Annotated in this window: 24 protein-coding genes and 1 pseudogene; 10 read left to right on the forward strand and 15 right to left on the reverse strand. The window is 60.1% G+C overall.

Annotated features, from left to right (window positions below; genetic code table 11):
• Window positions 1-88 precede the first annotated feature (88 nt).
• The 6 genes from urtE to QE453_RS20370 all read right to left on the reverse strand — a co-directional run bounded on the left by urtE (window position 89) and on the right by QE453_RS20370 (window position 6,429).
• Window positions 89-784, reverse strand: a complete 696-nt coding sequence (urtE, locus tag QE453_RS20345; RefSeq protein WP_063948236.1) for an urea ABC transporter ATP-binding subunit UrtE — start codon at window positions 782-784, stop codon at window positions 89-91.
• A 223-nt stretch (window positions 785-1,007) separates the two neighbouring features.
• Window positions 1,008-1,769, reverse strand: a complete 762-nt coding sequence (gene urtD, locus QE453_RS20350; protein ID WP_004443315.1) for an urea ABC transporter ATP-binding protein UrtD — start codon at window positions 1,767-1,769, stop codon at window positions 1,008-1,010.
• A 4-nt stretch (window positions 1,770-1,773) separates the two neighbouring features.
• Window positions 1,774-2,937 carry an urea ABC transporter permease subunit UrtC gene (gene urtC / locus QE453_RS20355; protein WP_035210611.1) on the reverse strand — a complete coding sequence of 388 codons (1,164 nt, stop codon included), beginning with the start codon at window positions 2,935-2,937 and terminating at the stop codon, window positions 1,774-1,776.
• Window positions 2,934-4,547, reverse strand: a complete 1,614-nt coding sequence (gene urtB / locus QE453_RS20360; RefSeq protein ID WP_112557341.1) for an urea ABC transporter permease subunit UrtB — start codon at window positions 4,545-4,547, stop codon at window positions 2,934-2,936. The genes urtC and urtB overlap by 4 nt, the downstream gene beginning before the upstream one ends.
• Window positions 4,548-4,698: 151 nt before the next feature.
• On the reverse strand, window positions 4,699-5,988 hold the full coding sequence (urtA, locus tag QE453_RS20365) for an urea ABC transporter substrate-binding protein (RefSeq protein ID WP_004443324.1): 1,290 nt from the start codon (window positions 5,986-5,988) through the stop codon (window positions 4,699-4,701).
• A 234-nt stretch (window positions 5,989-6,222) separates the two neighbouring features.
• On the reverse strand, window positions 6,223-6,429 hold the full coding sequence (locus tag QE453_RS20370) for a DUF2735 domain-containing protein (RefSeq protein WP_162719335.1): 207 nt from the start codon (window positions 6,427-6,429) through the stop codon (window positions 6,223-6,225).
• A 481-nt stretch (window positions 6,430-6,910) separates the two neighbouring features.
• Between QE453_RS20370 and QE453_RS20375 the strand changes: the two are divergent.
• The 5 genes and pseudogenes from QE453_RS20375 to QE453_RS20395 all read left to right on the forward strand — a co-directional run bounded on the left by QE453_RS20375 (window position 6,911) and on the right by QE453_RS20395 (window position 14,155).
• Window positions 6,911-7,946 (forward strand): annotated as a pseudogene (locus QE453_RS20375) (glutamine synthetase beta-grasp domain-containing protein).
• 223 nt (window positions 7,947-8,169) lie between these two features.
• Window positions 8,170-8,940: an SDR family oxidoreductase gene (locus QE453_RS20380; RefSeq protein WP_244455465.1), complete on the forward strand. Its 771-nt coding sequence runs from the start codon at window positions 8,170-8,172 to the stop codon at window positions 8,938-8,940.
• A gap of 31 nt (window positions 8,941-8,971) precedes the next feature.
• Window positions 8,972-12,367, forward strand: coding sequence for an ATP-binding protein (locus tag QE453_RS20385; protein ID WP_309777853.1), 3,396 nt, complete (start codon window positions 8,972-8,974; stop codon window positions 12,365-12,367).
• Complete coding sequence (locus QE453_RS20390) at window positions 12,364-13,290, forward strand: response regulator (RefSeq protein ID WP_004443339.1); 927 nt, start codon at window positions 12,364-12,366, stop codon at window positions 13,288-13,290. Before QE453_RS20385 ends, QE453_RS20390 begins: the two co-directional genes overlap by 4 nt.
• Before the next feature lie 277 nt (window positions 13,291-13,567).
• Window positions 13,568-14,155 carry an AAA family ATPase gene (locus tag QE453_RS20395; protein WP_309777855.1) on the forward strand — a complete coding sequence of 196 codons (588 nt, stop codon included), beginning with the start codon at window positions 13,568-13,570 and terminating at the stop codon, window positions 14,153-14,155.
• On the opposite strand, the gene QE453_RS20400 is transcribed toward QE453_RS20395, so the two are convergent.
• The 7 genes from QE453_RS20400 to QE453_RS20430 all read right to left on the reverse strand — a co-directional run bounded on the left by QE453_RS20400 (window position 14,104) and on the right by QE453_RS20430 (window position 20,631).
• Window positions 14,104-14,820, reverse strand: a complete 717-nt coding sequence (locus tag QE453_RS20400) for a polysaccharide deacetylase family protein (RefSeq protein WP_309777857.1) — start codon at window positions 14,818-14,820, stop codon at window positions 14,104-14,106. The genes QE453_RS20395 and QE453_RS20400 overlap by 52 nt on opposite strands.
• 128 nt (window positions 14,821-14,948) lie before the next feature.
• On the reverse strand, window positions 14,949-16,067 hold the full coding sequence (locus QE453_RS20405) for a branched-chain amino acid ABC transporter substrate-binding protein (protein ID WP_004443345.1): 1,119 nt from the start codon (window positions 16,065-16,067) through the stop codon (window positions 14,949-14,951).
• A gap of 119 nt (window positions 16,068-16,186) precedes the next feature.
• On the reverse strand, window positions 16,187-16,540 hold the full coding sequence (locus tag QE453_RS20410; RefSeq protein ID WP_004443347.1) for a DUF6867 family protein: 354 nt from the start codon (window positions 16,538-16,540) through the stop codon (window positions 16,187-16,189).
• Window positions 16,541-16,720: 180 nt separating this feature from the next.
• Window positions 16,721-17,449, reverse strand: coding sequence for an ABC transporter ATP-binding protein (locus tag QE453_RS20415; RefSeq protein ID WP_004443349.1), 729 nt, complete (start codon window positions 17,447-17,449; stop codon window positions 16,721-16,723).
• Entirely contained in the window at window positions 17,449-18,327 is an 879-nt protein-coding gene (locus QE453_RS20420) for an ABC transporter ATP-binding protein (protein WP_034498713.1), read from the reverse strand. Before QE453_RS20420 ends, QE453_RS20415 begins: the two co-directional genes overlap by 1 nt.
• Entirely contained in the window at window positions 18,327-19,679 is a 1,353-nt protein-coding gene (gene livM / locus QE453_RS20425) for a high-affinity branched-chain amino acid ABC transporter permease LivM (protein ID WP_373887383.1), read from the reverse strand. Before livM ends, QE453_RS20420 begins: the two co-directional genes overlap by 1 nt.
• A gap of 49 nt (window positions 19,680-19,728) precedes the next feature.
• Window positions 19,729-20,631 carry a branched-chain amino acid ABC transporter permease gene (locus tag QE453_RS20430; RefSeq protein ID WP_004443357.1) on the reverse strand — a complete coding sequence of 301 codons (903 nt, stop codon included), beginning with the start codon at window positions 20,629-20,631 and terminating at the stop codon, window positions 19,729-19,731.
• Window positions 20,632-20,966: 335 nt separating this feature from the next.
• Between QE453_RS20430 and cysQ the strand changes: the two genes are divergently transcribed.
• The 4 genes from cysQ to QE453_RS20450 all read left to right on the forward strand — a co-directional run bounded on the left by cysQ (window position 20,967) and on the right by QE453_RS20450 (window position 24,113).
• Window positions 20,967-21,755, forward strand: a complete 789-nt coding sequence (gene cysQ / locus QE453_RS20435; RefSeq protein ID WP_137068935.1) for a 3'(2'),5'-bisphosphate nucleotidase CysQ — start codon at window positions 20,967-20,969, stop codon at window positions 21,753-21,755.
• Between the two features lie 340 nt (window positions 21,756-22,095).
• Entirely contained in the window at window positions 22,096-23,136 is a 1,041-nt protein-coding gene (locus tag QE453_RS20440; RefSeq protein WP_309777858.1) for a DUF2793 domain-containing protein, read from the forward strand.
• 191 nt (window positions 23,137-23,327) lie between these two features.
• A complete protein-coding gene (locus tag QE453_RS20445) occupies window positions 23,328-23,603 on the forward strand; it encodes a DUF1153 domain-containing protein (protein WP_003491799.1) in 276 nt (91 codons plus the stop codon).
• Window positions 23,604-23,831: 228 nt separating this feature from the next.
• Complete coding sequence (locus tag QE453_RS20450; RefSeq protein WP_004443362.1) at window positions 23,832-24,113, forward strand: GNAT family N-acetyltransferase; 282 nt, start codon at window positions 23,832-23,834, stop codon at window positions 24,111-24,113.
• A gap of 237 nt (window positions 24,114-24,350) precedes the next feature.
• Here QE453_RS20450 and QE453_RS20455 read toward each other — a convergent pair whose 3' ends face one another.
• Window positions 24,351-24,554: a DUF1059 domain-containing protein gene (locus QE453_RS20455; RefSeq protein ID WP_004443364.1), complete on the reverse strand. Its 204-nt coding sequence runs from the start codon at window positions 24,552-24,554 to the stop codon at window positions 24,351-24,353.
• Between the two features lie 283 nt (window positions 24,555-24,837).
• Window positions 24,838-25,188: a flagellar export protein FliJ gene (locus tag QE453_RS20460; protein WP_003491821.1), complete on the reverse strand. Its 351-nt coding sequence runs from the start codon at window positions 25,186-25,188 to the stop codon at window positions 24,838-24,840.
• Between the two features lie 482 nt (window positions 25,189-25,670).
• Here QE453_RS20460 and ctrA point away from each other — a divergent pair, with 482 nt between their 5' ends.
• Window positions 25,671-26,375, forward strand: coding sequence for a response regulator transcription factor CtrA (ctrA, locus tag QE453_RS20465; RefSeq protein ID WP_004443365.1), 705 nt, complete (start codon window positions 25,671-25,673; stop codon window positions 26,373-26,375).
• Window positions 26,376-26,424 lie beyond the last annotated feature (49 nt).

The following is a 26,424-nucleotide window of genomic DNA, read 5'->3' on the forward strand; positions in this document are numbered from 1 at the left end:
TAAAATTACGCATGAAAGCCATGCGCAGGCGCATAGACTTTCAAAATATTAATCGACCATTTTTATGCCGTGATCGGTGCGCGAAGCCTTACACCGTCAAATGCCGCCGCGCTTCCGGCGTATCCAGCGTTTCTGCCAGCCCCTCATGCACGATCTCGCCGCGGTCCATGATGTAGACGTAGTCGGCAAGTTCGCGGCAGAAATCCAGATATTGCTCAACCAGCAAAATCGCCATGCCGGTGGAATCGCGCAGATATTTGATCGCCCGGCCGATATCCTTGATGATCGACGGCTGGATGCCCTCGGTCGGCTCGTCGAGAACGAGGATTTTCGGCCGCGTCACCAGCGCCCGGCCGATGGCAAGCTGCTGTTGCTGACCGCCGGAGAGATCGCCGCCGCGGCGCGACAGCATGGTCTGCAGCACCGGAAACAGGCTGAAAATATCATCCGGGATGAACCGCTCCTTGCGCGACAGCGGCGCATAACCGCTCTCCAGATTTTCCTGGACGCTCAGCAGCGGAAAAATCTCGCGCCCCTGCGGCACGTAACCGACGCCGCGTTTTGCCCGCTGGTAAGGTGCCAGCCCGTCAAGCGCCGCATCACCGAAACGGATCGTGCCGGCGCTGGTGGCCTGCTGGCCGGTCACGGCCCGCAGCAGCGAACTTTTGCCGACGCCGTTGCGGCCGAGAACGCAGGTGATCTTGCCCATCTCGGCCTTCAGCGACACGCCGCGGAGCGCCTGCGCTGCGCCGTAGTGGAGGTTGATGTTGTCGACTGTCAGCATGGTGAAACTCCAATGACGGTATGGTGGGCGGCGCTACCCCCCTCTGCCCTGCCGGGCATCTCCCCCTCAAGGGGGGAGATCAGATGCTGCACCCACCCACTCCATCGAGAGGGAGCGATCAGGCGCAGTGTAAGCCACTTGCCGATCTCCCCCCTTGAGGGGGAGATGCCCGGCAGGGCAGAGGGGGGTACGGTCACGGCAAACGCAAACGCAAACACCACCATCACCGCCCCAGATAATTCTCGATCACCTTCGGATCGCTCGACACGAAGTCGATCGACCCCTCAGCCAGCACCGAGCCTTCGGCAAGGCACGTCACCTTCACCCCCAGCTCGCGGATGAAGCCCATATCGTGCTCAACCACCACCACCGAACGCGTCTTGGCGATTTCCTTCAGGAGCACCGCGGTTTCAGCCGTCTCGGCGTCCGTCATGCCCGCCACCGGCTCGTCCACCAAGAGAAGCTTCGGCTCCTGTGCGAGCAGCATGCCAATTTCCAGCCACTGCTTCTGCCCATGCGAGAGATTGGCGGCGAGATCGCCGCGGCGGTGGCCAAGCCGCACGGTGGCGAGGATTTCCTCGATGCGCGCCTTGTCTTCTTCCGTCAGCCGGTAGAACAGGGTTGCGAACACGCCGCGCTTGCGGTTCAGCGCCAGTTCCAGATTGTCCCACACGGTATGGCTTTCAAACACCGTCGGTTTCTGGAATTTCCGGCCAATGCCAAGCTGGGCGATGTCGGCCTCATCCTTCTTGGTGAGGTCGATACTGTCTTCAAAGAGAACCGTGCCCGTGTCCGGTCGCGTCTTGCCGGTGATGATGTCCATCATCGTCGTTTTGCCAGCACCATTCGGGCCGATGATGGCGCGAAGCTCGCCCGGCTCCACCACGAAGGAGAGGGAATTCAGCGCCCTGAACCCATCGAAGGAAACGGAAACGCCATCGAGATAAAGCAGGCTTTTCGCTCTGTTTTCAGAAACCGTGTTCATGGGCTTACTCCGCCGCCTGTTGCGCAACCGCGCTGTCGTTGCCAGCCTCACGCGCCGCGCTTGCAACCCGCTTTTCCCGCCGTCCGGCCAGATAATGCTGCACGGTACCGACGATGCCCTTGGGGAAGAACAGCGTGACAGCGATGAAGAGACCGCCGAGCGCAAACAGCCAGAATTCCGGGAACGCGCCAGTGAAATAGCTCTTGCCGCCATTGACCAGCACCGCGCCGATGATCGGCCCGACCAGCGTGCCGCGCCCGCCGACAGCCGTCCACACCACCACTTCGATGGAGTTGGCAGGCGAAAATTCGCCGGGATTGATGATGCCCACCTGCGGCACGAACAGGGCACCGGCAATCCCCGCCATCATCGCCGAAACGACGAAGGTAAAGAGCTTGATGTTTTCCACCCTAAAACCGAGAAAGCGCACCCGGCTTTCGGCATCCCGCACACCCACCAGCACCTTGCCGAACTTGGAATTGACGATGCCCGACGCGATCAAAAGCGAGAGCGCCAGCATCACGGCCGTCATGGCAAACAGCACGGCGCGGGTGCCATCCGCCTGCACGGAATACCCAAGAATATCCTTGAAATCGGTGAGGCCATTATTGCCGCCGAAACCCATGTCGTTGCGGAAGAAGGCAAGCAGCAGCGCATAGGTCATCGCCTGGGTAATGATCGAGAGATAAACGCCATTGACGCGCGAGCGGAAAGCGAACCAGCCGAAGACGAAGGCGAGCAGCCCCGGCACGACGAGCACCATCAGCGCCGCAAACCAGAACATGTCGAAGCCGTGCCAGAACCACGGCAATTCCTTCCAGTTGAGGAACACCATGAAATCAGGCAGCACCGGATGGCCATAGACCCCGCGCGTGCCGATCTGCCGCATCAGATACATGCCCATGGCATAACCGCCGAGCGCAAAGAAGGCGGCGTGGCCAAGCGAGAGAATGCCGCAATAACCCCAGACCAGATCAAGCGCGAGCGCCAGCAGCGCATAGGCCAGATATTTGCCGAGCATCGACATGATATAGGTCGGGATGCGGAACGCGCTGTCGGCTGGCAGCAGCAGGTTGGAGGCGGGAACCAGCACGGCGATGGCAAGGATGATGCCGATGGCGATGGAAATGCGGCGATCGAGCGCGCGCAGGAGGAAGCCGGTAATCATGCTTCGATCGCCCTTCCCTTGAGTGCGAAGAGACCGCGCGGCCGCTTCTGGATGAACAGGATGATAAGAACGAGCACGAGGATCTTGCCGAGCACGGCGCCCACCGTCGGCTCAAGAAACTTGTTGAGCACGCCGAGCGACAGGGCGCCTACCAGCGTTCCCCAGAGATTGCCGACCCCGCCGAACACCACCACCATGAAACTGTCGATGATGTAGCTCTGGCCGAGATTGGGAGAGACATTGTCGATCTGCGACAGCGCGACGCCCGCAAGCCCGGCGACACCGGAACCGAGCGCGAAGGTGAAGGCATCCACCCAAGGCGTGCGAATGCCCATGGAAGACGCCATGCGGCGGTTCTGGGTCACGGCGCGCATCTGCAGGCCGAAGGCGGAGCGCTTCAGGAGAACCAGCAACGCGAAGAAGACGGAGAGCGAGAAACAGACGATCCACACCCGGTTCCAGGTGAAATTGAGATAACCGACGCTGAAGGAGCCGGACATCCAGCTCGGGCTGCCGACCTCCCGATTGGTGGGGCCGAAGATGGAGCGCACGCCCTGTTGCAGGATCAGCGAGATGCCCCAGGTGGCGAGCAACGTTTCCAGAGGTCGTCCATAGAGATAGCGGATGACACCGCGTTCCATGACGAGGCCGACGCAGGCCGTGACCAGAAAGGCGGCCGGCAGGGCAATCGCCAGCGACCAGTCGAACAGGCCGGGCAAATGACTGCGGATCAACTCCTGCACCATGAAGGTGGAATAGGCACCGATCATCACCATTTCACCATGCGCCATGTTGATGATGCCCATGACGCCGAAGGTGATGGCAAGGCCGATGGCGGCGAGCAGCAGCACGGAACCAAGTGACAGGCCGTACCAGACATTCTGCGCGTAATCCCAGAAGGCAAGGGAACTCTCGATGCTGGAAATCGCCTCGTCCACATCCGGTTTCAGGCTCGGATCGACCGATGGCGTCGCCGCCATCAGAATGCTGATCGCATCGCGCCCGCCAAGGGCCTTGATGGTGGCGATCGCTTCTTTCTTCACCTCAAGGGGGCGGCCGGAGGAGAGCAGCGAGACGGCCCGCGCCTCCTCCATCCGGGTCCGCACCTCCTTATCGGTTTCCTTGGCGATGGCCGCTTCCAGCAATTCGAGATTTTCAGCGCTTGGCGCTTTCAGGACGGCGTCAGCCGCCGCAAGCCGCACGGATTTTTCCGGGCTGAGCAACGTCAGCCCGCCCATCGCGGCGCGGATGACGCGGCGAAGATTATTGTTCACCCTGATCTTGGTAACGGTCGCCTTCGGCGCCGAGCCGGCGCTTTCACCCGTCAGCGGGTCGATCAGCGTGAAATCGGAACCGGCAGGCTTGGTCATGAAGACGAGATTGTCTGACTTGCGCACGTAGAGATCACCCGCCGCAAATGCCTCCAGCGCCGGAACCACGCGCGCATCGCCAGTGGCGGCAATCTGCCCGATCAGCACTTCGGCCTGCTTGAAATCAGCCGTGCCGAGCTGGTCGATCAGCGCCTTTGGGTCGCTCTGCGCGAGGGACTGGGCGGCGATCCCCATGGTGAGCCAGAGGAAGATGGCTCCGAGAAAAGATCGGATCGTCATGTCGGGTTCCTTGGAGCGGCGGTGTATTTTTGGCGAGGAGTATGCGGCTTACCCCCTCTGCCCTGCCGGGCAGAGGGGGGCATGCTTGTTCAGTTTCCAATGATAAAACCGCCCCCACTAAGGGAGCGGCCCATCACAGCGCCCCCGCTAATCAGCTACCCTTACCGCCACACTTGCCGGTCGCCACGTTGAAGTTGCCGCAGGACATCGGCTTTCTCCAATCCGAGATCAGATCCTTCGAGTCCGGCAGGTAATCCGACCATTCGTCACCCACCACCTGCGGTGTCTGCTGCACGATTTCGAACTGGCCGTCGGCCTGGATTTCGCCGATCAGCACCGGCTTTGTGATGTGGTGGTTCGGCATGACGGTTGAATAACCGCCAGAGAGGTTCGGCACGGAAACGCCGATGATCGAGTCGAGAACCTTGTCCGTATCGGTCGTGCCGGCGGATTCCACGGCCTTAACCCAGGCGTTGAAACCGATATAGGCGGCTTCCATCGGGTCGTTGGTCACGCGCTTGTCGTTCTTGGTGAAGGCATGCCAGGTCTTGATGAACTCGGCATTGACTGGCGCATCAACGGACTGGAAGTAGTTCCAGGCGGCAAGGTGGCCGACCAGCGGCGCGGTATCGAGACCGGCAAGCTCTTCTTCGCCCACGGAGAAGGCGACGACCGGAATGTCTTCGGCCTTGATGCCCTGGTTGGCCAGTTCCTTGTAGAAGGGCACGTTGGCGTCACCATTGATCGTGGAAACAACGGCGGTCTTCTTGCCGGCCGAGCCGAATTTCTTGATGTCGGACACGATCGTCTGCCAGTCGGAATGACCGAACGGCGTGTAGTTGATCATGATGTCCTCTTCCTTGACGCCCTTCGACATCAGGTAGGCCTTCAGGATCTTGTTGGTGGTCTGCGGATAGACATAGTCCGTGCCGGCCAGAACCCAGCGCTCGACGCCTTCGGTATTGGCGAGGTAATCGACGGCCGGAATGGCCTGCTGGTTGGGGGCGGCACCCGTGTAGAAGATGTTGCGCGAGGATTCTTCACCCTCATACTGAACCGGATAGAACAGGATCGAGTTCAGCTCTTCGAACACAGGCAGAACGGATTTGCGCGAGGAGGACGTCCAGCAGCCGAAAACGGCGGCGACCTTGTCCTGCGAAATCAGCTGGCGGGCCTTTTCGGCGAAAAGCGGCCAGTCGGAGGCCGGATCGACCACGACGGCTTCGAGCTTCTTGCCGAGAACGCCACCCTTTTTGTTCTGCTCATCGATGAGCATCAGCATGGCGTCTTTCAGCGTGGTTTCTGAAATGGCCATCGTACCGGAAAGAGAATGCAGCACGCCGACCTTAATCGTGTCATCGGCAGCGAAGGCGCCGTGGAAGGCGGTGGTGGACAGGATTGCGCCAAGCAGCGCGGCACTGAGCGTCTTGCGGAACATCATCGGAAGGACCCCTCTCCTTGTTGGCCTCTCGTGGAGGCTCAGCGGCATCTTCGGCCGCTGCTGGAGGGACTATCGATCTCGTAAGCGCGAAACCGTATACGTCAATTGACGTAGGCGGGGTGGCGAAAGGTGCAGGGGACGGGACTACCGGACAGAGCGGCCTATGTAGACCGAGAGGTCTCGGCTTGTTTCTTCTCCCCGGCGGGGAAAAGAAAGGCGCGGCAACGTTTCACATCAAGAATGCGGCTTGCGGTCGCTCTCTTCGTCCCGGATCGCCTCGTCATGATACCAGGAGCCGAAATCCACATGCGGCTCCCTCGCCTCGCGTTCGAGGTCGCTCAAGCCATTTGTACGGAACTTGGACGCGCCGGCGCGCCCGCCAACAGGGAATTGGTAGATCGTTGCCGTCTCACGATGAAAGCCAGTCGCCATTTCGGTCATCTCACTCTGTTTGCATCGAAGCACTTGGTCATGGAATCAAACCCGTGAAAGCCGGATTCGCTCCCTTTGATTAAAAAAAAATCACGTTGCGGAAAATATAGGCATAGACAGTGGTTTCGACAAGAAAAACCATTCCGAAAGCGCTGGTTTTTAGGGCAAATGCCAATCCCTCGCGCGCAATTGAATTTCCCGCATCGCAGCATCGCATGGGACTGCCGGGCGCCAGCTATCTATCAGGATTCAATGATGAAACTTGAGGGGTGATTTACCCTGCTGCGTCGCAACAGAAGCCCGTTTGCAGGAAATCCAGAGGCCCTGCGCCAACGGCCCCTGAAAGATTTTTCGAAAAAATCGCCGGATATCGCGAATCTGGCACGCGGCATGCATCTAAGGGGTCAGCCCTTGAACGCGAATGCGCTTCCGGTGGTGAAAGCCGCGGGAGGCCTCAAGGCTTCGCATTGTTACCTATGAGAGGTTCGTAATGACTAAGTTCAAACTCGAGTACATCTGGCTGGACGGATACAAGCCGGTCCCCAACCTGCGCGGCAAGACCCAGATCAAGGAATTCGATGAATTTTCCGACACTCGAGCAGCTGCCGCTTTGGGGCTTTGATGGCTCCTCCACGCAGCAGGCCGAAGGCCACTCCTCCGATTGCGTGCTGAAGCCCGTCGCGATCTACCCGGATCCGGCCCGCTCCAACGGTGCGCTCGTCATGTGCGAAGTCATGATGCCCGATGGCGTCACCCCGCATCCGTCGAACAGCCGCGCAACCATCCTCGACGACGAAGATGCATGGTTCGGCTTCGAGCAGGAATACTTCTTCTACCAGGACGGCCGCCCGCTCGGCTTCCCGGAACAGGGCTACCCCGCTCCGCAGGGTCCTTATTACACGGGCGTCGGCTTCAAGAACGTCGGTTCGGTTGCCCGCGAAATCGTTGAAGAGCACCTTGATCTCTGCCTCGAAGCCGGCATCAACCACGAAGGCATCAACGCCGAAGTGGCCAAGGGCCAGTGGGAATTCCAGATTTTCGGCAAGGGCTCCAAGCGCGCCGCCGACCAGATCTGGATCGCTCGTTACCTGCTGCTGCGTCTTTGCGAACAGTATGGCATCGACGTCGAATTCCATTGCAAGCCGCTCGGCGACACCGACTGGAACGGTTCGGGCATGCACTGCAACTTCTCCACCAAGTACATGCGTGAAGTTGGCGGCAAGGAATATTTCGAAGCCCTCATGGCCGCTTTTGCCAAGAACTGGAAAGAGCACATCGACGTATACGGTCCGGACAACCATCTGCGCCTGACCGGCAAGCACGAAACCGCTCCGTGGAACAAGTTCTCCTACGGCGTGGCAGACCGTGGCGCGTCGATCCGCGTTCCGCACTCCTTCGTCAACAACGGTTACAAGGGTTACCTTGAAGACCGTCGTCCGAACTCGCAGGGCTGCCCCTACCAGATCGCTTCCGTCGTTCTGAAGACGATCGCGGAAGTGCCGCTCGCAAAGTCGGCTGCTGCCTGATATCGAATTGATGGCGTCGCCCGAACCGGGCGACGCCATTTTTCTGTCCACCGAACGGCAAGGCGGGCAGATGACCTTTCGCCCGTCGCCACATGCGGCATAGTCATCCCGGCGCAGGCATCTGCGTGGTTTTGAGCGATGGCATCGCTGCTTCCTTGACCCGGACAGGGTTCGCCCCGGTACCTCAAAGCAGGCCATGTGCTTCCGAGCAGAAAGGTGAACGATGGGCATTCTCGAAAAATTTTCCCTCAAGAACCGCACCGCCATCATCACCGGCAGCGGCCGCGGTCTCGGTTTTGAAATCGCCAAAGCCTTCGCCGAAGCTGGCGCCCATGTCTGGCTGACCGGCCGCAATGCAGAGACGTTGCAACAGGCGGTCGACACGTTGCGCGAAGCGGGCGGAAAGGCGGATTATGCCGCCTTCGATATTGCCGATACCAAAGCCGGGGCGGCGCTGGTCCAGCGCATCATGAGCGAACTCGGCCACCTCGATATTCTCGTCAACAATGTCGGCGCGCGCGACCGCCGCCCGCTGTCCGAGTTCAGCGACGAGGACGTGCTGGAATTGATCCGCACAGACCTCACCTCTTCCATTTCCCTGTCGCGGGATGCGGCGGAGGCCATGGCGGCAAAGGCCCATGGCCGCATCATCACCATCACCTCCATCCTCGGCCACATCGTGCGGCCGGGCGATGCGATCTATCCTGTCGCCAAGCAGGGGCTGACGGGCCTCATGCGGGCCATCGCGGTGGAATATGGCGCGCGCGGCATCACCAGCAACGCGATTGCGCCGGGCATGTTCGCCACCGAAACCAACGCCGCCCTTGCCGAAAATCCTGAGATGGTGGCCTTTGCCAAGCTTCGTGTACCGCTGGAGCGCTGGGGCAGACCGGACGAGATTGCCGGTGCGGCCCTGTTTCTGGCCAGCGACGCGGCCTCCTTCGTCAACGGCCATGTGCTGACGGTGGATGGCGGCATGTCGGTGCGCCTGTGAAAGGCCGCGGGCGGAAAGGCGCTCAATAGGCATGGCGGCACGGCAACGCATCATCCCCGTCAGGCGCGAATATAACCGCTGGGTCGCCAACCAGACGCTGGAAGATTATGCGTTGCGTTTTACCGCCAAGAGCGCCCGGCAATTTTCCTCCAACCGCATTTCCCACACCGCCATCGGCGCGATTTCCTTTCTGGCGCTGGAAGCCATCGGCGGGGCAATCACGCTTTCCTACGGCACCACCAACGCTTTTTACGCCATCCTTGTCGCCGCCGTCGCCATGCTGGCCGTCGGCCTGCCGATAAGCCGTTATGCCATCCGCCACGGCGTCGATATCGATCTGCTGACACGCGGCGCAAGCTTCGGTTACATCGGCTCCACCATCACCTCGCTGATTTACGCCGCCTTCACCTTCATGCTCTTCGCCATCGAGGCGTCGATCATGTCCGGCGCGCTGGAGCTGGCGCTCGGCATTCCCTTGTGGATCGGCTACATCATCTCCGCCGTCATGGTCATTCCGCTCGTCACCCACGGTGTGCGCCTCATCAGCCGTTTCCAGATCATCACCCAGCCCTTCTGGATCGTGCTGAACATCCTCCCGTTCATCTTCATCGCCTTGATGGACTGGGAGAAATACGATCTCTGGCGCGCCTTTGCCGGCATCCACCACGCCTCCGGCCCGCCGGGCACCGTCGCGGATTTCAATCTCGTGGAATTCGGCGCGGCCTCGGCCGTCATTCTGGCTTTGATGTCGCAAATCGGCGAACAGGTGGATTTCCTGCGCTTCCTCCCCGCCGAAGGCCAGAGCCGCCTGCGCCACCGCATCGCCGTCTTTCTGGCCGGCGCCGGCTGGGTGGTCGTCGGCGTACCGAAGCTCTTGGCCGGCTCGTTCCTTGTCGTGCTCACCTTCAGTTCCGGTGTTTCGGTCGATCGCGCCGCCGATCCTGCGCAAATGTATCTCACTGCCTTCGGCTACATGATCCCAAACCAGACGGCGGCGATGCTGCTGATGGTCGCCTTCGTGGTCGTCTCGCAGCTGAAGATCAACGTCATGAACGCCTATGCGGGGTCGCTCGCCTGGTCGAATTTCTTCTCCCGCCTCACCCACAGCCACCCCGGCCGCGTCGTCTGGCTGGTGTTCAATGTGGCCATTGCGCTGCTCTTGATGGAACTCGGCATCTACCGGCTGCTTGAGGAAACACTCGGCATCTTCTCCATCATCGCCATGGCGTGGCTCTGCACCATCTCGGCCGATCTCTTCATCAACAAGCCGCTCGGCCTTGCCCCGCCGGGCATTGAGTTCAAGCGCGCCCATCTCTACGACATCAATCCCGTTGGCGTCGGCTCCATGGCGCTTTCCGCCACAATTGCGCTGATGGCGCATTTCGGCACCTTCGGCCCGCTCGCCGCCTCGCTCGCGCCCTATCTCACACTCATCGTCGCCTTCATCGCCTCGCCGCTGATTGCCTGGGGCACCAAAGGCAAATTCTACCTTGCCCGCAAGCCGCGCCAGCAGTGGCGCGAAGAAAGCAGCATCACCTGCTCCATCTGCGAGCATCCTTTCGAGCCTGAGGACATGGCCTGGTGTCCGGCCTATGCCGCGCCGATCTGTTCGCTCTGCTGCTCGCTGGACAGCCGCTGCCACGACATGTGCAAGCCGAAGGCGAAGCTGAACTATCAGGTCGCCACCGTCGCCAAGACCTTCCTGCCGAGACAGCTTGTGGCAAAACTCGCCACACGCCTCGGGCGCTACGGCATGGCGGCGGCGATTGCCGTCACCACAATCGGCGGCATTCTCGCCATGATCGCGCATCAGGTCGGCACGGCCTCGCCGGAAACGGCAGATGTGGTGAACCGCACCATCCTCATCGTGTTTTTCGTCTTCGCCGTCATTGCCGGCATCGTCTGCTGGTTCCTCGTCCTTGCCCATGACAGCCGGGTGGTGGCGGAAGAGGAATCCTCCCGCCAGAACACGCTGCTCTTGAAGGAAATCGCCGCCCACAAGAAGACAGATGCGGCCCTTCAGGATGCCAAGGAAACGGCTGAGGCCGCCAACCGCGCCAAGAGCCGTTATGTCGTCGGCCTCAGCCACGAGCTGCGCACGCCGCTGAATGCCGTTCTCGGCTATGCCCAGATCCTCGAGCGCGACGAGACCATTCCCCCTCCCCGGCAATCGGCGATCAAGGTCATCCGCCGCTCGGCAGACCACCTCTCGGGCCTGATCGACGGACTGCTGGATATTTCCAAGATCGAGGCGGGCCGCCTGCAGGTCTATTCCAACGAGATCAACATTCAGGATTTCCTCGATCAGATCGTCGATATGTTCCGCCCGCAGGCGCAGGCCAAGGGGCTGGAATTCCGCCACGACCGCTCGCCCGCTCTGCCGCAATATGTGCGAACCGATGAAAAGCGGCTGCGCCAGATCCTCGTCAACCTGCTTTCAAACGCCATCAAGTTCACCGATCATGGCGCCGTCACCTTCGATGTCGGTTATCGCAGCCAGGTGGCGAGCTTCACCGTGTCCGATACCGGCCGTGGCATTGCGGAAAAGGACCTCGCCCGCATCTACGAACCCTTCCAGCGTGGCGAGGCCGAAAGCGTGCGCCCGATGCCAGGGCTTGGCCTCGGTCTGACGATTACAAGGCTTCTGACAAATACGCTCGGCGGCGAGATTTCCGTTTCCAGCGAAAAGGACAAAGGCTCCACCTTCCGCGTGCGCCTCATGCTATCCGCCGTGCACCGGCCAAGCACGGCGCCGGCGCCGGAAAAGACCATCCGCTCCTATTCCGGTCCACGCCGCACCATCGTCGTGGTCGATGACAACGAGGATCATCGCGAGCTGATGCGGCAGGTGCTTTCGCCGCTCGATTTCGTCGTGCTGACGGCGCAATCCGGCCCCGAATGCCTCACCCTTATCGAAGGGGTGAAGCCCGATCTTTTCCTCATCGATATTTCCATGCCCGGCATGACCGGCTGGCAGCTGGTGACGAAACTGCGCGAGGCGGGTCAGACGGCCCCGCTCATCATGCTCTCAGCCAATATCGGCGACGGCACTGTCGCGGGCGCCGGCGATGACAATCACAACGACGCCATCGCCAAGCCGGTCGATATCCGCCACCTCTGCGACAGGCTCGCCGTGCATCTCGGGCTGAAATGGATTTACGATACCGATCTGCCCCCCGCGCCGGAGCCGCAGCCGCCTGCCGAGATCGTCCATCCGGGCGCCATTCACATCCAGGATTTGCAGCGGCTGGGCGAAATAGGCTACATACGCGGCATCGAAGCGAAACTCGCCGATCTTGCCCGTAACACGGAAAACCTACCCTTCACGCAGGAGCTCGGCGCCTATGTGCAGGCTTTCGATCTGGCCGGTTACGCGCATTTTCTCAAGCGGTTCGAAGACAGTGACAGGGGAGACCTCAAGGCATGAGCGCTCAGGCGGCGGCCCCGAGAGACATCGTATTGCTGGTGGATGACAGCCCGGAAGCGCTGGGATTCCTGACCGACGCGCTCGAACAGTCCGGCTTTTCCGCCCTCATCGCCACATCGGGACAGGCCGCGCTCAACATTGCCGAACGCATCACGCCCGATATCATCCTGCTCGACGCCGTCATGCCCACCATGGACGGTTTCGAAACCTGCCGCCGCCTGAAGGCCAATGCGGCGGTAGCGCAGGTGCCCGTCATTTTCATGACGGGACTGACCGAGACCGAACATGTGGTGCGGGCGCTGGACTCCGGTGGCGTCGATTATCTGACCAAGCCGATCAATATCGATGAGCTGCGCGCCCGCATACGCGTGCATCTTTCCAATGCCCGTTCCGCGCAAAGCGCCCGCGTGGCGCTTGACGCCGCCGGCCGACACCTGCTTGCCGTGCGCGCCAATGGAGCCATCCACTGGTCTACGCCGCAGGCAACGCGGCTCGTCAATGCTGCGACCGGCCGGGATGACGGCATGGAAATCGTCGTCAGCCATATCGGCCGCTGGCTTGGCGAAAGGGCAGCGTCGGAAACCGGTCGCGATGCACCGCTGACGATCACCCAGGCCGGACGCCCGGCCTTGCAGCTCTCCTTCCTCGGCGCGATGGGTCCGGATGAGCATCTGTTTCGCCTGACCGCCGCCAACGAGAAGTCAGATGACCACCTTCTGAAAGAGCATTTCGCGCTGACCACGCGGGAATCCGAAGTGCTTTTGTGGATCGCCAAGGGCAAATCCAACCGCGATATCGGCGATATTCTCGGCCTGTCGGCCCGGACGGTGAACAAGCATCTCGAACAGATCTATGTGAAGCTCGGCGTGGAGAACCGCGCCTCTGCCGCGGTCAAGGCGGCGCATATTCTGCATCAGGGGTGAATAGCGGCGCGTGATGTGGTAAGCTAATATATGTTTAGGCCCGAGCGACGAGCCCTCGCTGATTAGCCGAGCGCCCTCCTCTTGTTTCTTCTCCCCGCCGGGGAGAAGTCCGCGGCAGCGGGATGAGGGGGCGAGGGCAAAGATATTCGGGGAGCTAGCCCCCTCATCCGGCCCTTCGGGCCACCTTCGCCCCGGCGGGGGAGAAGAAATAGGCGGCAACCACCTCCCAAAAAATCACCACCCCCTGCCCTGAACCCCAATACAGGAACGCACACCCATGAACCGTTTCATCATCCTCTCCGGTTGCTCCGGCGGCGGAAAATCCACGCTTCTCGCCGAGCTCGCCCGGCGCGGTTTCGCCACCGTGGAGGAACCCGGCCGCCGCATCGTCATCGAAGAAACCCGCAACGGTGGCGCCGCCCTGCCATGGATAGACCTCGAAGCCTTTGCGCGCCGCGCCATCGCTGTGGCGCTCGAAGACCGTCAGCATGCGCCAGAGCACGGCACCGTCTTCTTCGATCGCGGCCTGATCGACGCCGCCTCGGCTCTACGCGAGGTCAGCGGTGACCCCCTCATCGAAACGCTGCAACGTGAACATCGCTATAACAGGCTGGTCTTCCTTACCCCGCCCTGGCCGGAAATCTATCAGGCAGACACGGAGCGTCGGCATGATTTTGCCGCGGCCGTGGCCGAATACGACCGCCTCGTCAGGGATTATCAAGCTCTTGACTATGAAACCGTCGTCCTTCCGAAATCAGGCGTCGAAGAGCGTGCTGACTTCATTTTGGAGCGGCTGGACGGAGCGCAGCTGTCTCAGCGATTTTCCAGCAGCTGCGACACGGTCACAAACTCGAACCCGCGCTGACGCAGTCCATCGATGATCAGCGGCAAGGCCTGCCGTGAAGCCTCGCGGCTGCGATACATGACATGCATGATGATGATCGAGCCGTTTTTCGTGTGCTCGATAACGTGCTTCGCAAGAGCCGCTGCATCCTCGGCGATATCTGGATAGGATTCCGGCTCAACATCCCACATGATTGTTTTCCGGTCATGCCGGTATAGATACCATGGCAAGCCGAGCAGCTTCTTGCCATAGGGCGGGCGGAACATGATCTCACCTTTATGACCCGCAGTCCTAATGGCCGCATCGGTGCGCTCGATCTCGTCCCTGATCCGCGCGGACCCCATCAAGGCCATGTTGGAATGCGTATAGCTGTGGTTTCCAACCTGATGGCCATCGCTGACGATCATGCGGGCCTGCGGCAGGTATTCTTCAGTTTCCTTGCCCGTCAGGAAAAAGGTCGCTTTGATCCCCCGTTCCCTCAGGATCGCCAGGACCTCAGGCGTGAAACGCACCGAGGGCCCGTCGTCAAACGTCAGGGCCACCACCGGCTTCGGCGTCTCGACCCTCGGAATGATCACTCCGAACAATTGCGTCGTCCGGGATTTGCTGAAGAGATGAACGCCACCGAGCACCACCGCCAGCATGGCAAGACCAAGGATTAGAGACACCACCCGTTTCATCGCCATTGCCACCCCTCATTGCAGTTTTCTGGAGGTTTTGTCTCTCGCCTTATTGTCTCCAGTGTGGCGCCTGTCGCGCAAAAGAAAAGCCCGGCATTACTGCCGGGCTTCGATAGGGGGTCGCAAAAAAAGGCTTAGCTGCCCTGCTGGATGTAGGTGAACTTGCCGTCCGGACCCTTCTTCCACTCGTACATGACATAGCCAGGAAGCTTCGGGTCACCCTTCTCATCGAAGGAGATCTCGCCGAGCGCCGTCGGGAAGCTACCCTTCTTCAGCGCTTCGGCAACCTTTTCAGGCTCCACGGAACCGGCTGCCTTGGCAGCGCCGGCAATCGCCTGCAGGGCTGCATAGGAGTAGAGGGTATAGGCTTCCGGGTTGAAACCGGCGGCCTTGAACTTCTCTACCAGTTCCTTGTTTTCAGGGCGCAGTGTCGGATCAGGACCGAAGGTGTTGAGCGTGCCTTCAACCGCGTCGCCGGCGATGGAAGCCAGTTCGTTCGATACGATACCGTCGCCCGAGACGAGCTTGGCCTTCAGGCCCTGGTCAGCCGCCTGGCGGATGATGAGGCCGGCTTCGGTGTGCAGGCCGCCCCAGTAGATGATGGAAACGCCGGCTTCCTTCATCTTGGAGATCAGCGCCGAGAAGTCCTTGTCGCCGACATTCACGCCTTCGTACATGGCTTCCTTCACGCCGGCGGCATTGGCTGCCTTCTTGGTTTCATCGGCAAGGCCCTGACCGTAAGGCGTCTTGTCGTGAATGATGGCGATCTTGGCGTCCTTGAAATGATCGGCAAGATACTTGCCGGCGATGCCGCCCTGCTGGTCGTCACGGCCGCAGGTGCGGAACGTGTTCCACAGACCGCGCTCGGTGAACACAGGGTTGGTCGCGGCAGGCGTGATTTCGAGAATGCCGTTTTCGGCGTAAACTTCGGACGCCGGAATGGAAACGCCGGAGTTGAAGTGACCGACAACGAATTTCACGCCGTCAGCGACGAATTTATTGGCGACCGAAATACCCTGCTTGGGGTCGGATACGTCGTCGCCCAGCACGATCTTGATCTGCTCGCCATTAATGCCGCCGGCGGCATTGATGTCTTTCGCAGCCTGTTCGGCACCCTTCTGGATCTGAGCGCCGAAAGCAGCGTTCGGGCCGGTCAGCGGTGCGCCGACGGCGATCACGACATCGGCCCAGGCCGAACCGCCAAACGCGACCATGGCGGTCAGCGCGACAGCGGAAAGAAGAGACTTCTTCATTACTTTACTCCCAGTTCCTTTGGATGGGTTGTTTGCGAGGACCTGTTCAGTACCCACCTTAACCGAACAGGAAACGTTCCACTCTGCCGAGTATTAGTGACCCCGGAAAATACCGGCTGTCAATTTTTCTTTTTATAGGAAAATGCCGACGTGCGGTCGTAGAGCCAATAGTAATTATTGACCATCTGGCTCGTCCGGCGCATGCGGAAACCGATGCTGGAAAAAACCAGAAGAAGAACGACGTCAAACACGTAGTAGAAGCCGTTGATGAACGGCCCATCGAACAGCGCGTGATGCAAAAACCGCATCACCACGCCGAGCGCGAGCGTGTAGATCACCACCCGCGTATAACCACCCCAGCCGTCGGCAACGGATTTGCCGGTGCGCCAAGCCGTCCAGAAACCCAGAAGAACAACCAACGCGCGCAGAACATACCGCACGCCGTTATCCGTCTCGAAAAAAAGGCCCTGCATCTCTTTCCCCATCAGTGCCGGGCTGAATACCCAGGCCCTGCCTTGTCTGTCGTCCCGTCGTTTGCCGCCGGGCATTTTATTGTTTACGCCCCGACATGGATCCTTCAGGTTTTGACCAAAGGACGACGGACCGCCGTTTGCAGTCTTGCGCCGCAAAATTTCCGGCGCAAGTAAAATCTTTCAGTGCCGTCCGCCTTCGAGATAGGCGGCGCGTACCTGTGGATCGGCGAGCAGTTCCTTGCCCGAACCGCTCATCGTCACCTTGCCGTTGACCATCACATAAGCGCGGTCGGAAAGCTTGAGCGCGGCGAAGGCGTTCTGCTCCACGAGGAAGACGGTCAGACCCTCTTCCTGATTGAGTTTCTTGATCGCCTCGAAAATGCCCTTGACGATCAGCGGAGCGAGACCCAGCGAAGGCTCGTCCAGCAGCAGGAGCTTCGGACGCGCCATCAGCGCGCGGCCGATGGAGAGCATCTGCTGCTCGCCGCCGGAAAGCGTGCCGCCGCGCTGGCTCTGACGCTCCTTCAGGCGCGGAAACATCACGAAGATCTTCTCGACGTCTTCCTTGAAATATTTCAGGTTATCGAGATTGGCGCCCATCTGCAGGTTTTCCAGCACTGTCATGCGCGGGAAAATCCGGCGGCCTTCGGGCGATTGGGCGATGCGCTTGCGGGCGATCAGATGGGTCGGCAGCTGGGTAATGTCCTCGCCATCGAAGATCACCTGGCCGGCGCGCGCCTGCGGGCTGCCGCAGATGGTCATCATCAGCGTCGACTTGCCAGCGCCATTGGCGCCGATCAGGCTGACGATTTCGCCCCTCTTCACTTCGACATCGACACCGGCCAGAGCCCGGATATTGCCATAATAGGTTTCGACACCCTGGACTTTCAGAAGCGGTTCACCGGACATCAGGCCGCTCCTCCGTCGAGTTCTTCCGCAATCACGTCTTCCACTTCATCATCCTCGACACCTAGATAGGCGGCGATGACCTTCGGGTCGTTCTTTACATGGTCCGGCGTGCCGTCGGAAATCTTCTGACCGTATTCCAGAACCACCACGTGGTCGGAAATCTGCATCACCACGGACATGTCGTGCTCGATGAGGAGCAGCGACGTACCCTCGTCGCGGATGCCGCGCAGCAGCGTGTTGAGCGCCAGGGATTCCTTCGGATTGAGACCGGCGGCCGGCTCATCGAGGCAAAGCAGCTCCGGCCCCGTGCACATGGCGCGGGCGATTTCCAGGCGGCGCTGCGCGCCATAGGGCAGATCGCCCGCCGGATCGTCGGCGCGATCGATCAGATCGGCCTTTTCCAGCCAGTATTTGGCTTTTTCGATAGAGGCATCCACCGCCCGCCGGTATGCGGGCAGGCCGAGAAGGCCGAGGATCGTGTAACCCGAGGCCTTCATCAGCGCATTGTGCTGCGCCACCAGCAGGTTTTCCAGAACGGTCAGGCCCGAAAACAGGCGGATGTTCTGGAAGGTGCGCGCCACCTTTGCCTTCTTGGTGATTTCGAAATCCGGCAGGCGCTCGAGTAGATGCGTCTCGCCATCCTGCTGGCGCATGGTGATCATGCCCATGGTGGGCTTGTAGAAGCCGGTGATGCAGTTGAAGACCGTGGTCTTGCCCGCACCGTTCGGGCCGATCAATGCGGTGATCTCGCCGCGCTTCGCCTCGAAGGAGAAGTCGTTGATGGCCATAAGGCCGCCAAAGCGCATCGAGAGATGTTCGACCTTGAGGATCGTGTCGCCAGTGGTATTGGGTGTCATTGTAGTTGTTCCGGAAGCCATCAACCGTGACCTTCCTTGGTAAAGCTGCCGGAGACGGCCTTGCGTTCTTTAAGGAAAGCCGTGGGTTCACGCGAGCCGACGAAACCGCGCGGCTTGAACAGCATGACGATGACCATGGCAAGCCCGAACAGCAGCATACGATAGAGTTCCGGCGTGAAATCGGGCCCGAAGACATGCTTCAGGAACTCCATTTCGCGCAGAAGCTCGGTGCCGCCGACCATGACGAGCGCCGCAATGGCAATGCCGGTCAGCGAGCCCATGCCGCCGAGAACGACGATGGCGAGAATGACGGCGGATTCGAGGAACACGAAGCTTTCCGGCGAAACGAACCCCTGACGGGCGGCGAAGAAGGAACCGGCAAAACCGCCGAACATTGCGCCCGTGGCAAAAGCGGTGAGCTTGGTGATGACCGTATCAATGCCGAGCGAACGGCAGGCGATCTCGTCCTCACGCAGCGCTTCCCACGCCCGGCCGATGGGCATGCGGCGCAGGCGGATGGTGACATAGGCCGTCAGCATGCACAGCAGCAGGATCACGTAGAACAGGAAGATCTTGTAATAGGCCGAGGACATCGACAGGCCGAACGCCTTGGCGAAATTGTTCGGCGCGCCGACATCGAACGACCAGATGCCGAAGATCGACGCCTTGGCGATGCCGGAAATACCGAAAGTGCCCTTGGTCACATCCGTCCAGTTAAGCAGCACGAGACGGATGATTTCACCGAAGGCGAGCGTGACGATTGCCAGATAGTCGCCGCGCAGGCGCAGCACCGGAAAGCCGAGGATGATGCCCCAGAAGCCTGCCAGAATGCCGGCAACGGGCAGCAGCACCCAAAACGACAGGCCGAACTGGCTGGAGAGCAGCGCATAAGAATAGGCGCCCACCGCATAAAAGGCGACGTAGCCGAGATCGAGCAGGCCGGCGAGGCCGACGACGATGTTCAACCCCCAGGCCAGCATCACATAGATCAGGATCTGGATGCCGAAATTGTCGACGAATTTCAGCGAGCCCTGGAAACCGAAGAGCTGCACCGCGATAACGGGATAAAGCAGCAGCAGAACCAGCGCCAGCTTCAGAAAGTGCTTGTGGAAAAAGCCCTTTTCCTCGGAAATCTCCAGAACGCCGCTCTTGGCCTTGGCCAGCTTGCGACGATCCAGCGACGGCTTGATAAAGCCGACCATAAGGAAGCGGCCGATGGCGGCAACGGCGACGAAGATCGCCAGAAGGCCCCAGCGCGTGCCCCAGATCAGCTGGTTGTTGATGTCCTGATAGGTGACGATGCCGACATAAAGAATGAACATGCCGAACGAGATGACGCCCGCAATCAGGCCCTCCTTCACGGCTGTCGCCATCAGGCTGGGGCCGGAAGAGGTGTTTTCGGAAGCGATATTGGCCATGGGATCACACCTTCTCGACTTCCGGGCGACCAAGGATGCCGGTCGGCTTGAAGATCAGCACGAAAGCCAGGATGCCGAAAGCCGCGACATCCTTGTAGGCGATGGAGAAATAGGCCGACCACAGCGATTCGATCAGGCCGATCAGTAGGCCACCGAGAACAGCGCCCGGCAGCGAGCCGATGCCGCCCAGAACGGCTGCCGTAAATGCCTTGACGCCGGGAATGAAGCCGTCGCTGAAAGAGGCAACACCATAATACATCAGATACATGGTGCCGGCGACCGCGGCGAGTGCTGCACCCATGATGAAGGTGATGGAGATGGTCTTGTCGACATCAACGCCGAGCAGCGCCGCCATCTTGCGATCCTGTTCGGTGGCGCGCTGCGCCCGGCCGAGCGGGGTCTTGTTGACGATATACCAGAAGGCGAAGAGCAGCACCGAGGTGACGACCATGATGATCAGCTGCTTCAGCGACACGGTGATGGCGCCGAAATGATAGCTTTCGGTCACCAGCGACGGGATCGGCTTGTTGCGTGGACCCTGCGTGACCTGGATGAAGTTGGACAGCGCGATCGACATGCCGATGGCAGTGATCAGCGGCGCAAGACGGAAGGAGCCTCTGAGCGGGCGGTAGGCGACGCGTTCGATCACCCAGTTCCACAGGCCGGTCATCAGCATGGCGACGACCATCATCAGAAGCAGAAGAAGCGCCACCGGAATGCCGGCGACAAAGGATGTCACGATCAGGAAAACGATCAGCGCGGCGAAGCCGCCGAGCATGAAAATATCGCCATGGGCGAAGTTGATCATGCCGATGATGCCGTAAACCATCGTATAGCCGATAGCGATGAGGCCGTAGATCGATCCAAGAGTCAGCCCGTTTATGAGCTGCTGGATAAAATACTCCATGTCTTTCCCCCGGGCACGACCTCAAATGGGCCACGCCTCGTTATGTTAATTATAGGGGCGCCCTTGCAGGCAGACCCCCACCCTCAAAATGCATATCGTGTTCGTTAAAAATGTGAAGTCAAAAACGGGCGATCCTGCACAAAATTTGGAATTTCCACACCAGCTGCCGCTTTCCCGATCAAAAGAGCCATGATTTTGGCAGGAAGTGCTGAAAAAATGACGGTCGAATGCTTATTTTAGCATTGTCCAACGCCATTATTTGACGGGCAACGGGCAAAGGAGTAGCGAAGATCGGAACGGCGATATCCCGCAGACGGGATTTAATTGGCAAAGAGATGATCGACATATTGACGAAAGCGGCGCTGGACGCCGGGCAGGCCATCATGGCGGTCCACCGTGCCGGCCCGCATGTGTCGTACAAGGATGACTGTTCGCCGGTGACGGAAGCCGATCAGCGTGCCGAAGCGATCATTCTTGCGGCCCTGGCGGCCCATTTTTCCGATATACCGGTGGTTGCCGAAGAGGCCGTGTCGAGTGGCATCCTGCCGGAAACCGGAGCGGAATTCTTTCTCGTCGATCCGCTGGATGGAACCAAGGAGTTCATTTCCGGCAAGGATGATTTCACCGTCAACATCGCGCTCATCCGCAACGGCGCTCCGGTGGCCGGTGTGGTTTACGCCCCCTGTCGCGGACAGGCGTGGACCGGCGAGGGCAACGCCGCCGAAAAACTCGTCATATCGGCCGAAGGCGTCATCCTGTCGCGCCACCCCATCCGGGCCCGCCAGCGCGGCGCTTCCCCCGTGGCGCTGATCAGCCGCTCGCACTGCACCGCACGAACGGAAGCCTTCGTGGCCGAACATGGACTGAAGGACTGTATTTCTGTCGGCTCGTCGCTGAAATTCTGCATGCTGGCTGAGGGTGCCGCCGATATCTACCCGCGCTTCAGCCGCACCATGATGTGGGACACGGCGGCGGGCGACGCCGTGCTGCGCGCCGCCGGCGGCCGGACGCTGGACTGCTCGGGCCTTCCGCTAACCTATGCGGTGAAGGGCGATGGCGAGGATGCGCTGGCCAATCCGGATTTCATTGCCGAAGGGGCGATGGCGGTGGAACACGCGGGGTAACGGGCGCTCGGCGTTTGCTGCGGCTCTTGCGACGGGCGGCATTGGTGAGCTTCGGTGTGTGCGGCTTTACCCCCCTCTGCCCTGCCGGGCATCTCCCCCTCAAGGGGGGAGATCGACTCGCGGATAGGTCTCCCCCATCTCAACGTTTGCGAATGAAGTGGCGGTAGCGCTTCCTGCTGATCTCCCCCCTTGAGGGGGAGATGCCCGGCAGGGCAGAGAGGGGTAAAGCCACACACACCAAGGCGCCCCCCAAAAAATAATCCACCCCCGCTCATCCCCGCCCCACGCCACCACCTCACAATGCCCCCGCAACGAAACACCGCAGCGCGGAAGGCACATCATGACCGAACAGACGGCGAGACTTCAGCTTCCCTATATCCTCCCCTCGCAGGCGCAGAAACACGTCACCCACAACGAGGCGCTGCAACGGCTCGACGCGATCGTGCAGCTGGTCGTCAAGGCTGTGGTTGCCGCACCGCCCGAAAACGCCGCCGAGGGAGATTGTTTCCTCCTCTCCGCCGACGCTACCGGCGATTGGGCCGGCAAGGGCGGCAGGTTCGCCTTCCGGCAGGATGGCGCGTGGCTCTCGATCACACCGCAGCCCGGCTGGACGGCATGGTTTGCGGCCGAAAGCAGATATCGCGTCCTGCGCGACGGCGGCTGGCGTGACCTGCCACTGCCGGCCACCGGTCGGCTGGAAAGCATGGGAATCGGCACGGAGGCCGACGCCGTCAACCGGCTTGCGCTCGCCTCCCCCGCCAGCCTTTTCACCCACGCGCAGGATGACGGCAGCCACCGCATGACGATCAACAAGGCGGGCCGGGCCGATACAGCCTCATTGCTGTTCCAGTCCGGCTGGAGCGGCCGCGCGGAAATGGGCCTGGCCGGAAATGACGGGTTTTCGATCAAGGCCAGCACGGACGGGACCTCATGGCACACCGCCATAGTCTGCAGCGGCGATGGTCGCGTCTCGATGCCCAGCCGCCCGCTCGCCGTCGCTGGCCTGCCGGCGGGCACAACGAAGCCGGCCAATGGCTCTGCCGCCGGTTTTTCCGTGCTCTCCCTCGCTGAGGGCGGCTTTGCGCTCGGTGATGCGGTGAGTGGTGGTGGGCGCGACCTGGTGGTGCCAGCGAAAGGCCTCTATCTGGTAATATTGACGCTTGCCGTGGTCTCGTCTTCCGGCCACCGGGTGACGCTGTTGATCAACGGCACGGCGGCCGATTTCGACATCGCGGGCAATGTGTCGGACTCAGGCGCGTCGCAGTCGGCAACCGCCTTCCTTCGCCTCGATGCCGGCGACCGCCTGCGGCTGCACCATGAGGGAACGGTGGAATTGACCCAGGGCAACGGCAAAACGTGCCTTTCGCTTGCGTGGATCTGATCTGGACAACCGATGAGAGAGAAAAATTGCGATTTTTGGAAAAATTTTTCCCCGACAAAATAAGGCGACTCGAACAAATCAGGCGAAACCGTTCAAATTCTTAATAAATTGTCACGAGCTGCTTAGGCAATTTTTAAAGGTACGGGGCTAAAGTTCCCGTCATATGGTCTTGAGTTTGTATAGAGTGTCCAATGACCGAAATGATACGCCCACGAGTTAAATATGTCATCGGCCCCGATGGCAGCCCTCTGACGATTGCGGATCTTCCGCCTGCCAATACCCGGCGCTGGGTCATTCGCAGAAAGGCAGAGGTTGTTGCCGCCGTGCGCGGTGGACTGTTGAGCCTCGAAGAGGCCTGCGAGCGTTATACGCTCACCGTTGAAGAATTCCTGTCCTGGCAGTCCTCGATTGCCGATCATGGCCTTGCCGGCCTGCGCACCACGCGCATTCAGCAATACCGCCACTGAGAAAGTGCGCCGGCGCGCCAAAGGCGCCCAACGCCGGATTTTCACAACGCCCCGTCAGTTTATCGACGGGGCTTTCGGTTTGATTTCGGATTTTTCATTCAGAACCATGCCTGCTGACGGTGAGAGATTGTCGCCGGTTTGTGTCCGCTGCGTTCGCTATCCCGCTGTTTCAATTCGGGCGCAAGCCGCTACAGTGGAGATACGAACAGCAATGGGAAGGCAGAGATAATGGATATCAAGACAACCGAAACCGGATCGCGCGGCGAATATCTCGCAACCGTCGACGGCCATACGGCGGAAATGACCTATTCCCGCACCTCTCCTTCCCTCATCATCATCGATCATACCGGCGTGCCCGATGCGCTTCGCGGCAAAGGCGTCGGCCAGGCACTTGCCGCCCACGCCATCGATGAAGCCCGCAAGGGCGGCTGGAAGATCATTCCGCTCTGCCCCTTCTTCAAGGCCCAGACCCTGCGCCATCCAGACTGGGCCGATGTTATCCAGGGCTAAGGGCGCTTTATCATCTGTCTGAGGGCAGAAGTCGCAAGCGTCGCGGCATATTTCTTCTCCCCACCGGGGAGAAGGTGGCCCGAAGGGTCGAATGAGAGGGCAACGCCAGTAATACGCGGAGAACTTGCCCCCTCGTCCCGCTGCCGCGGACTTCTCCCCGGCGGGGAGAAGAAACAAGCGGCTTACGCTTAATCCCTCACAGCCGTTGCAAGTATAGCGTCATTTCATAAATGCGTGTCACGCCACCTTCAACGGTGGGGTCCCGGCATGCATGCTCCGGCGGACTTCTTCCCGGAATTCGAGCGTATCCTTTGCGCCGTGCACGGCCACGGCATGCTGCACGGCCGCCTCCATCAGCTCCTCCTGGGAATCGGCCGAAATGGCAACGGTGCATCTGCTGTCACTGGGAAATTCACGGCAATCGATATATTGGCGGGCCATTTTTTCCTCCCTGCAATGGCCGCCCGCACCCGCACGGGTGCGTGCGCGTAAAAGCCTCCGGCTCACGGTCGGAACCCCTGTAAAATACGCCTTTCCGCATGTCCGGACAATCGAAATCGGGGCGGCCGCCCCGTCGTGGCGCGCTGGCGAAGCAGCAAGGCAAAAGGCCGCCCTGATGGAGCGGCCTTTCGAAAAAAAGCATGTCGTCCCGTCATTGAAAGCCGCCTCCTGATCCACCGGCAGCCGTCAATGAGGACGAGGTTCGTCAGTTCTGCGCCATCTGTCAGGCGCGGGCGCGGATGGCTCCGTCGCGGTTTTCCAGTGCGGCGGCCTTTTCATATTCGGCCTGCACCTCTTCCAGCGATGCCTCGGCGGCCTCCTGCTGGGCCTTCAGTTCCCGGATGGAAACCTGAAGATTATCCGCCCGCTGGCGCGCGGCCTTGGCGAAGGTCGGATAGGCGAAATGCGTCGGATCGGTAATGCCCGACTTGCTCTCTTCCAGAGAGATCTGATGCACCAGTTCCTTTGCCATCCGCTCGAATTCGGACATCATCTGCTGCAGCTGGTTAAGCTGCCTGCGTTTTTCATTGACCTGAAATTCCTTCAGGCGAACCAGGCTGTCACGCGACTTCATACGCAATACTCCATGGATAGCGAGACCCGGATCAAAAAGGGCACTATGCCCCCTCGACCGGCCCGTTTAACCCGCCCTTTCAACCGGCCGGGTTAACCCGTTGTGCCGGAATGATTCCCGAAAGTTACCCGGCGTTAATAAAAAACCGCCGCCGTTAACCTTTCGTTTACGGGCATCGTTAATGATAAACACGATCATTTAAGGGTCGGTAAATGCCAGGTCCAAAAAAATGGGCCAGACGATGTAAGAGTCGATTGAATCACTTAGCGGGAAATCCTCACGTTAAGCTTCAATTTTGGCGATGGTGGATTCACGTGCAAAAACAGCGAAATGCCTAGTTTGCTTAATAAATTCGATACACCTTGCCAAAGGCAATTAGAATTTGTTAACCATTTGGTGGCAGCCTGCAAATCAGGCAACGTCTGGATCCGCATCGCGCGAGGCAATGTTTTACCGGTTCGCGGGCGGCAAAGGGGATAATTATGCGGGTTCTACTGATTGAAGACGACAGCGCGACAGCGCAGAGCATTGAACTGATGCTGAAGTCGGAAAGCTTTAACGTTTACACGACCGACCTCGGTGAGGAAGGCGTGGACCTTGGCAAGCTTTACGACTACGACATTATTCTTCTCGACCTTAACCTCCCCGACATGTCGGGTTACGAGGTGCTGAGAACGCTTCGGCTTTCCAAGGTCAAGACGCCTATCCTCATCCTGTCCGGCATGGCCGGCATCGAGGACAAGGTTCGCGGCCTCGGCTTTGGCGCAGACGATTACATGACGAAGCCGTTCCACAAGGACGAGCTTGTTGCCCGCATTCACGCAATCGTCCGCCGTTCCAAGGGCCATGCGCAGTCGGTCATCTCCACCGGCGAGCTGATCGTCAATCTCGATGCCAAGACGGTTGAAGTGGGCGGCCAGCGCGTTCACCTGACCGGCAAGGAATATCAGATGCTTGAGCTGCTTTCGCTGCGCAAGGGCACGACGCTGACCAAGGAAATGTTCCTGAACCACCTTTATGGCGGCATGGACGAGCCGGAACTGAAGATCATCGACGTCTTCATCTGCAAGCTGCGCAAGAAGTTGGCAAACGCCGCCGGCGGCGCGAACTACATCGAAACCGTCTGGGGCCGCGGTTATGTTCTGCGCGAGCCGGATGGCTCGACGGAATATCTCGAAACCGCCTGATTCCTGCTGGAACAGGGCTGTTTTAAAAGACCCGCTGGAAACGGCGGGT

The organism is Agrobacterium sp. SORGH_AS_0440, assembly GCF_031453135.1.
GTDB lineage: Bacteria > Pseudomonadota > Alphaproteobacteria > Rhizobiales > Rhizobiaceae > Agrobacterium > Agrobacterium pusense.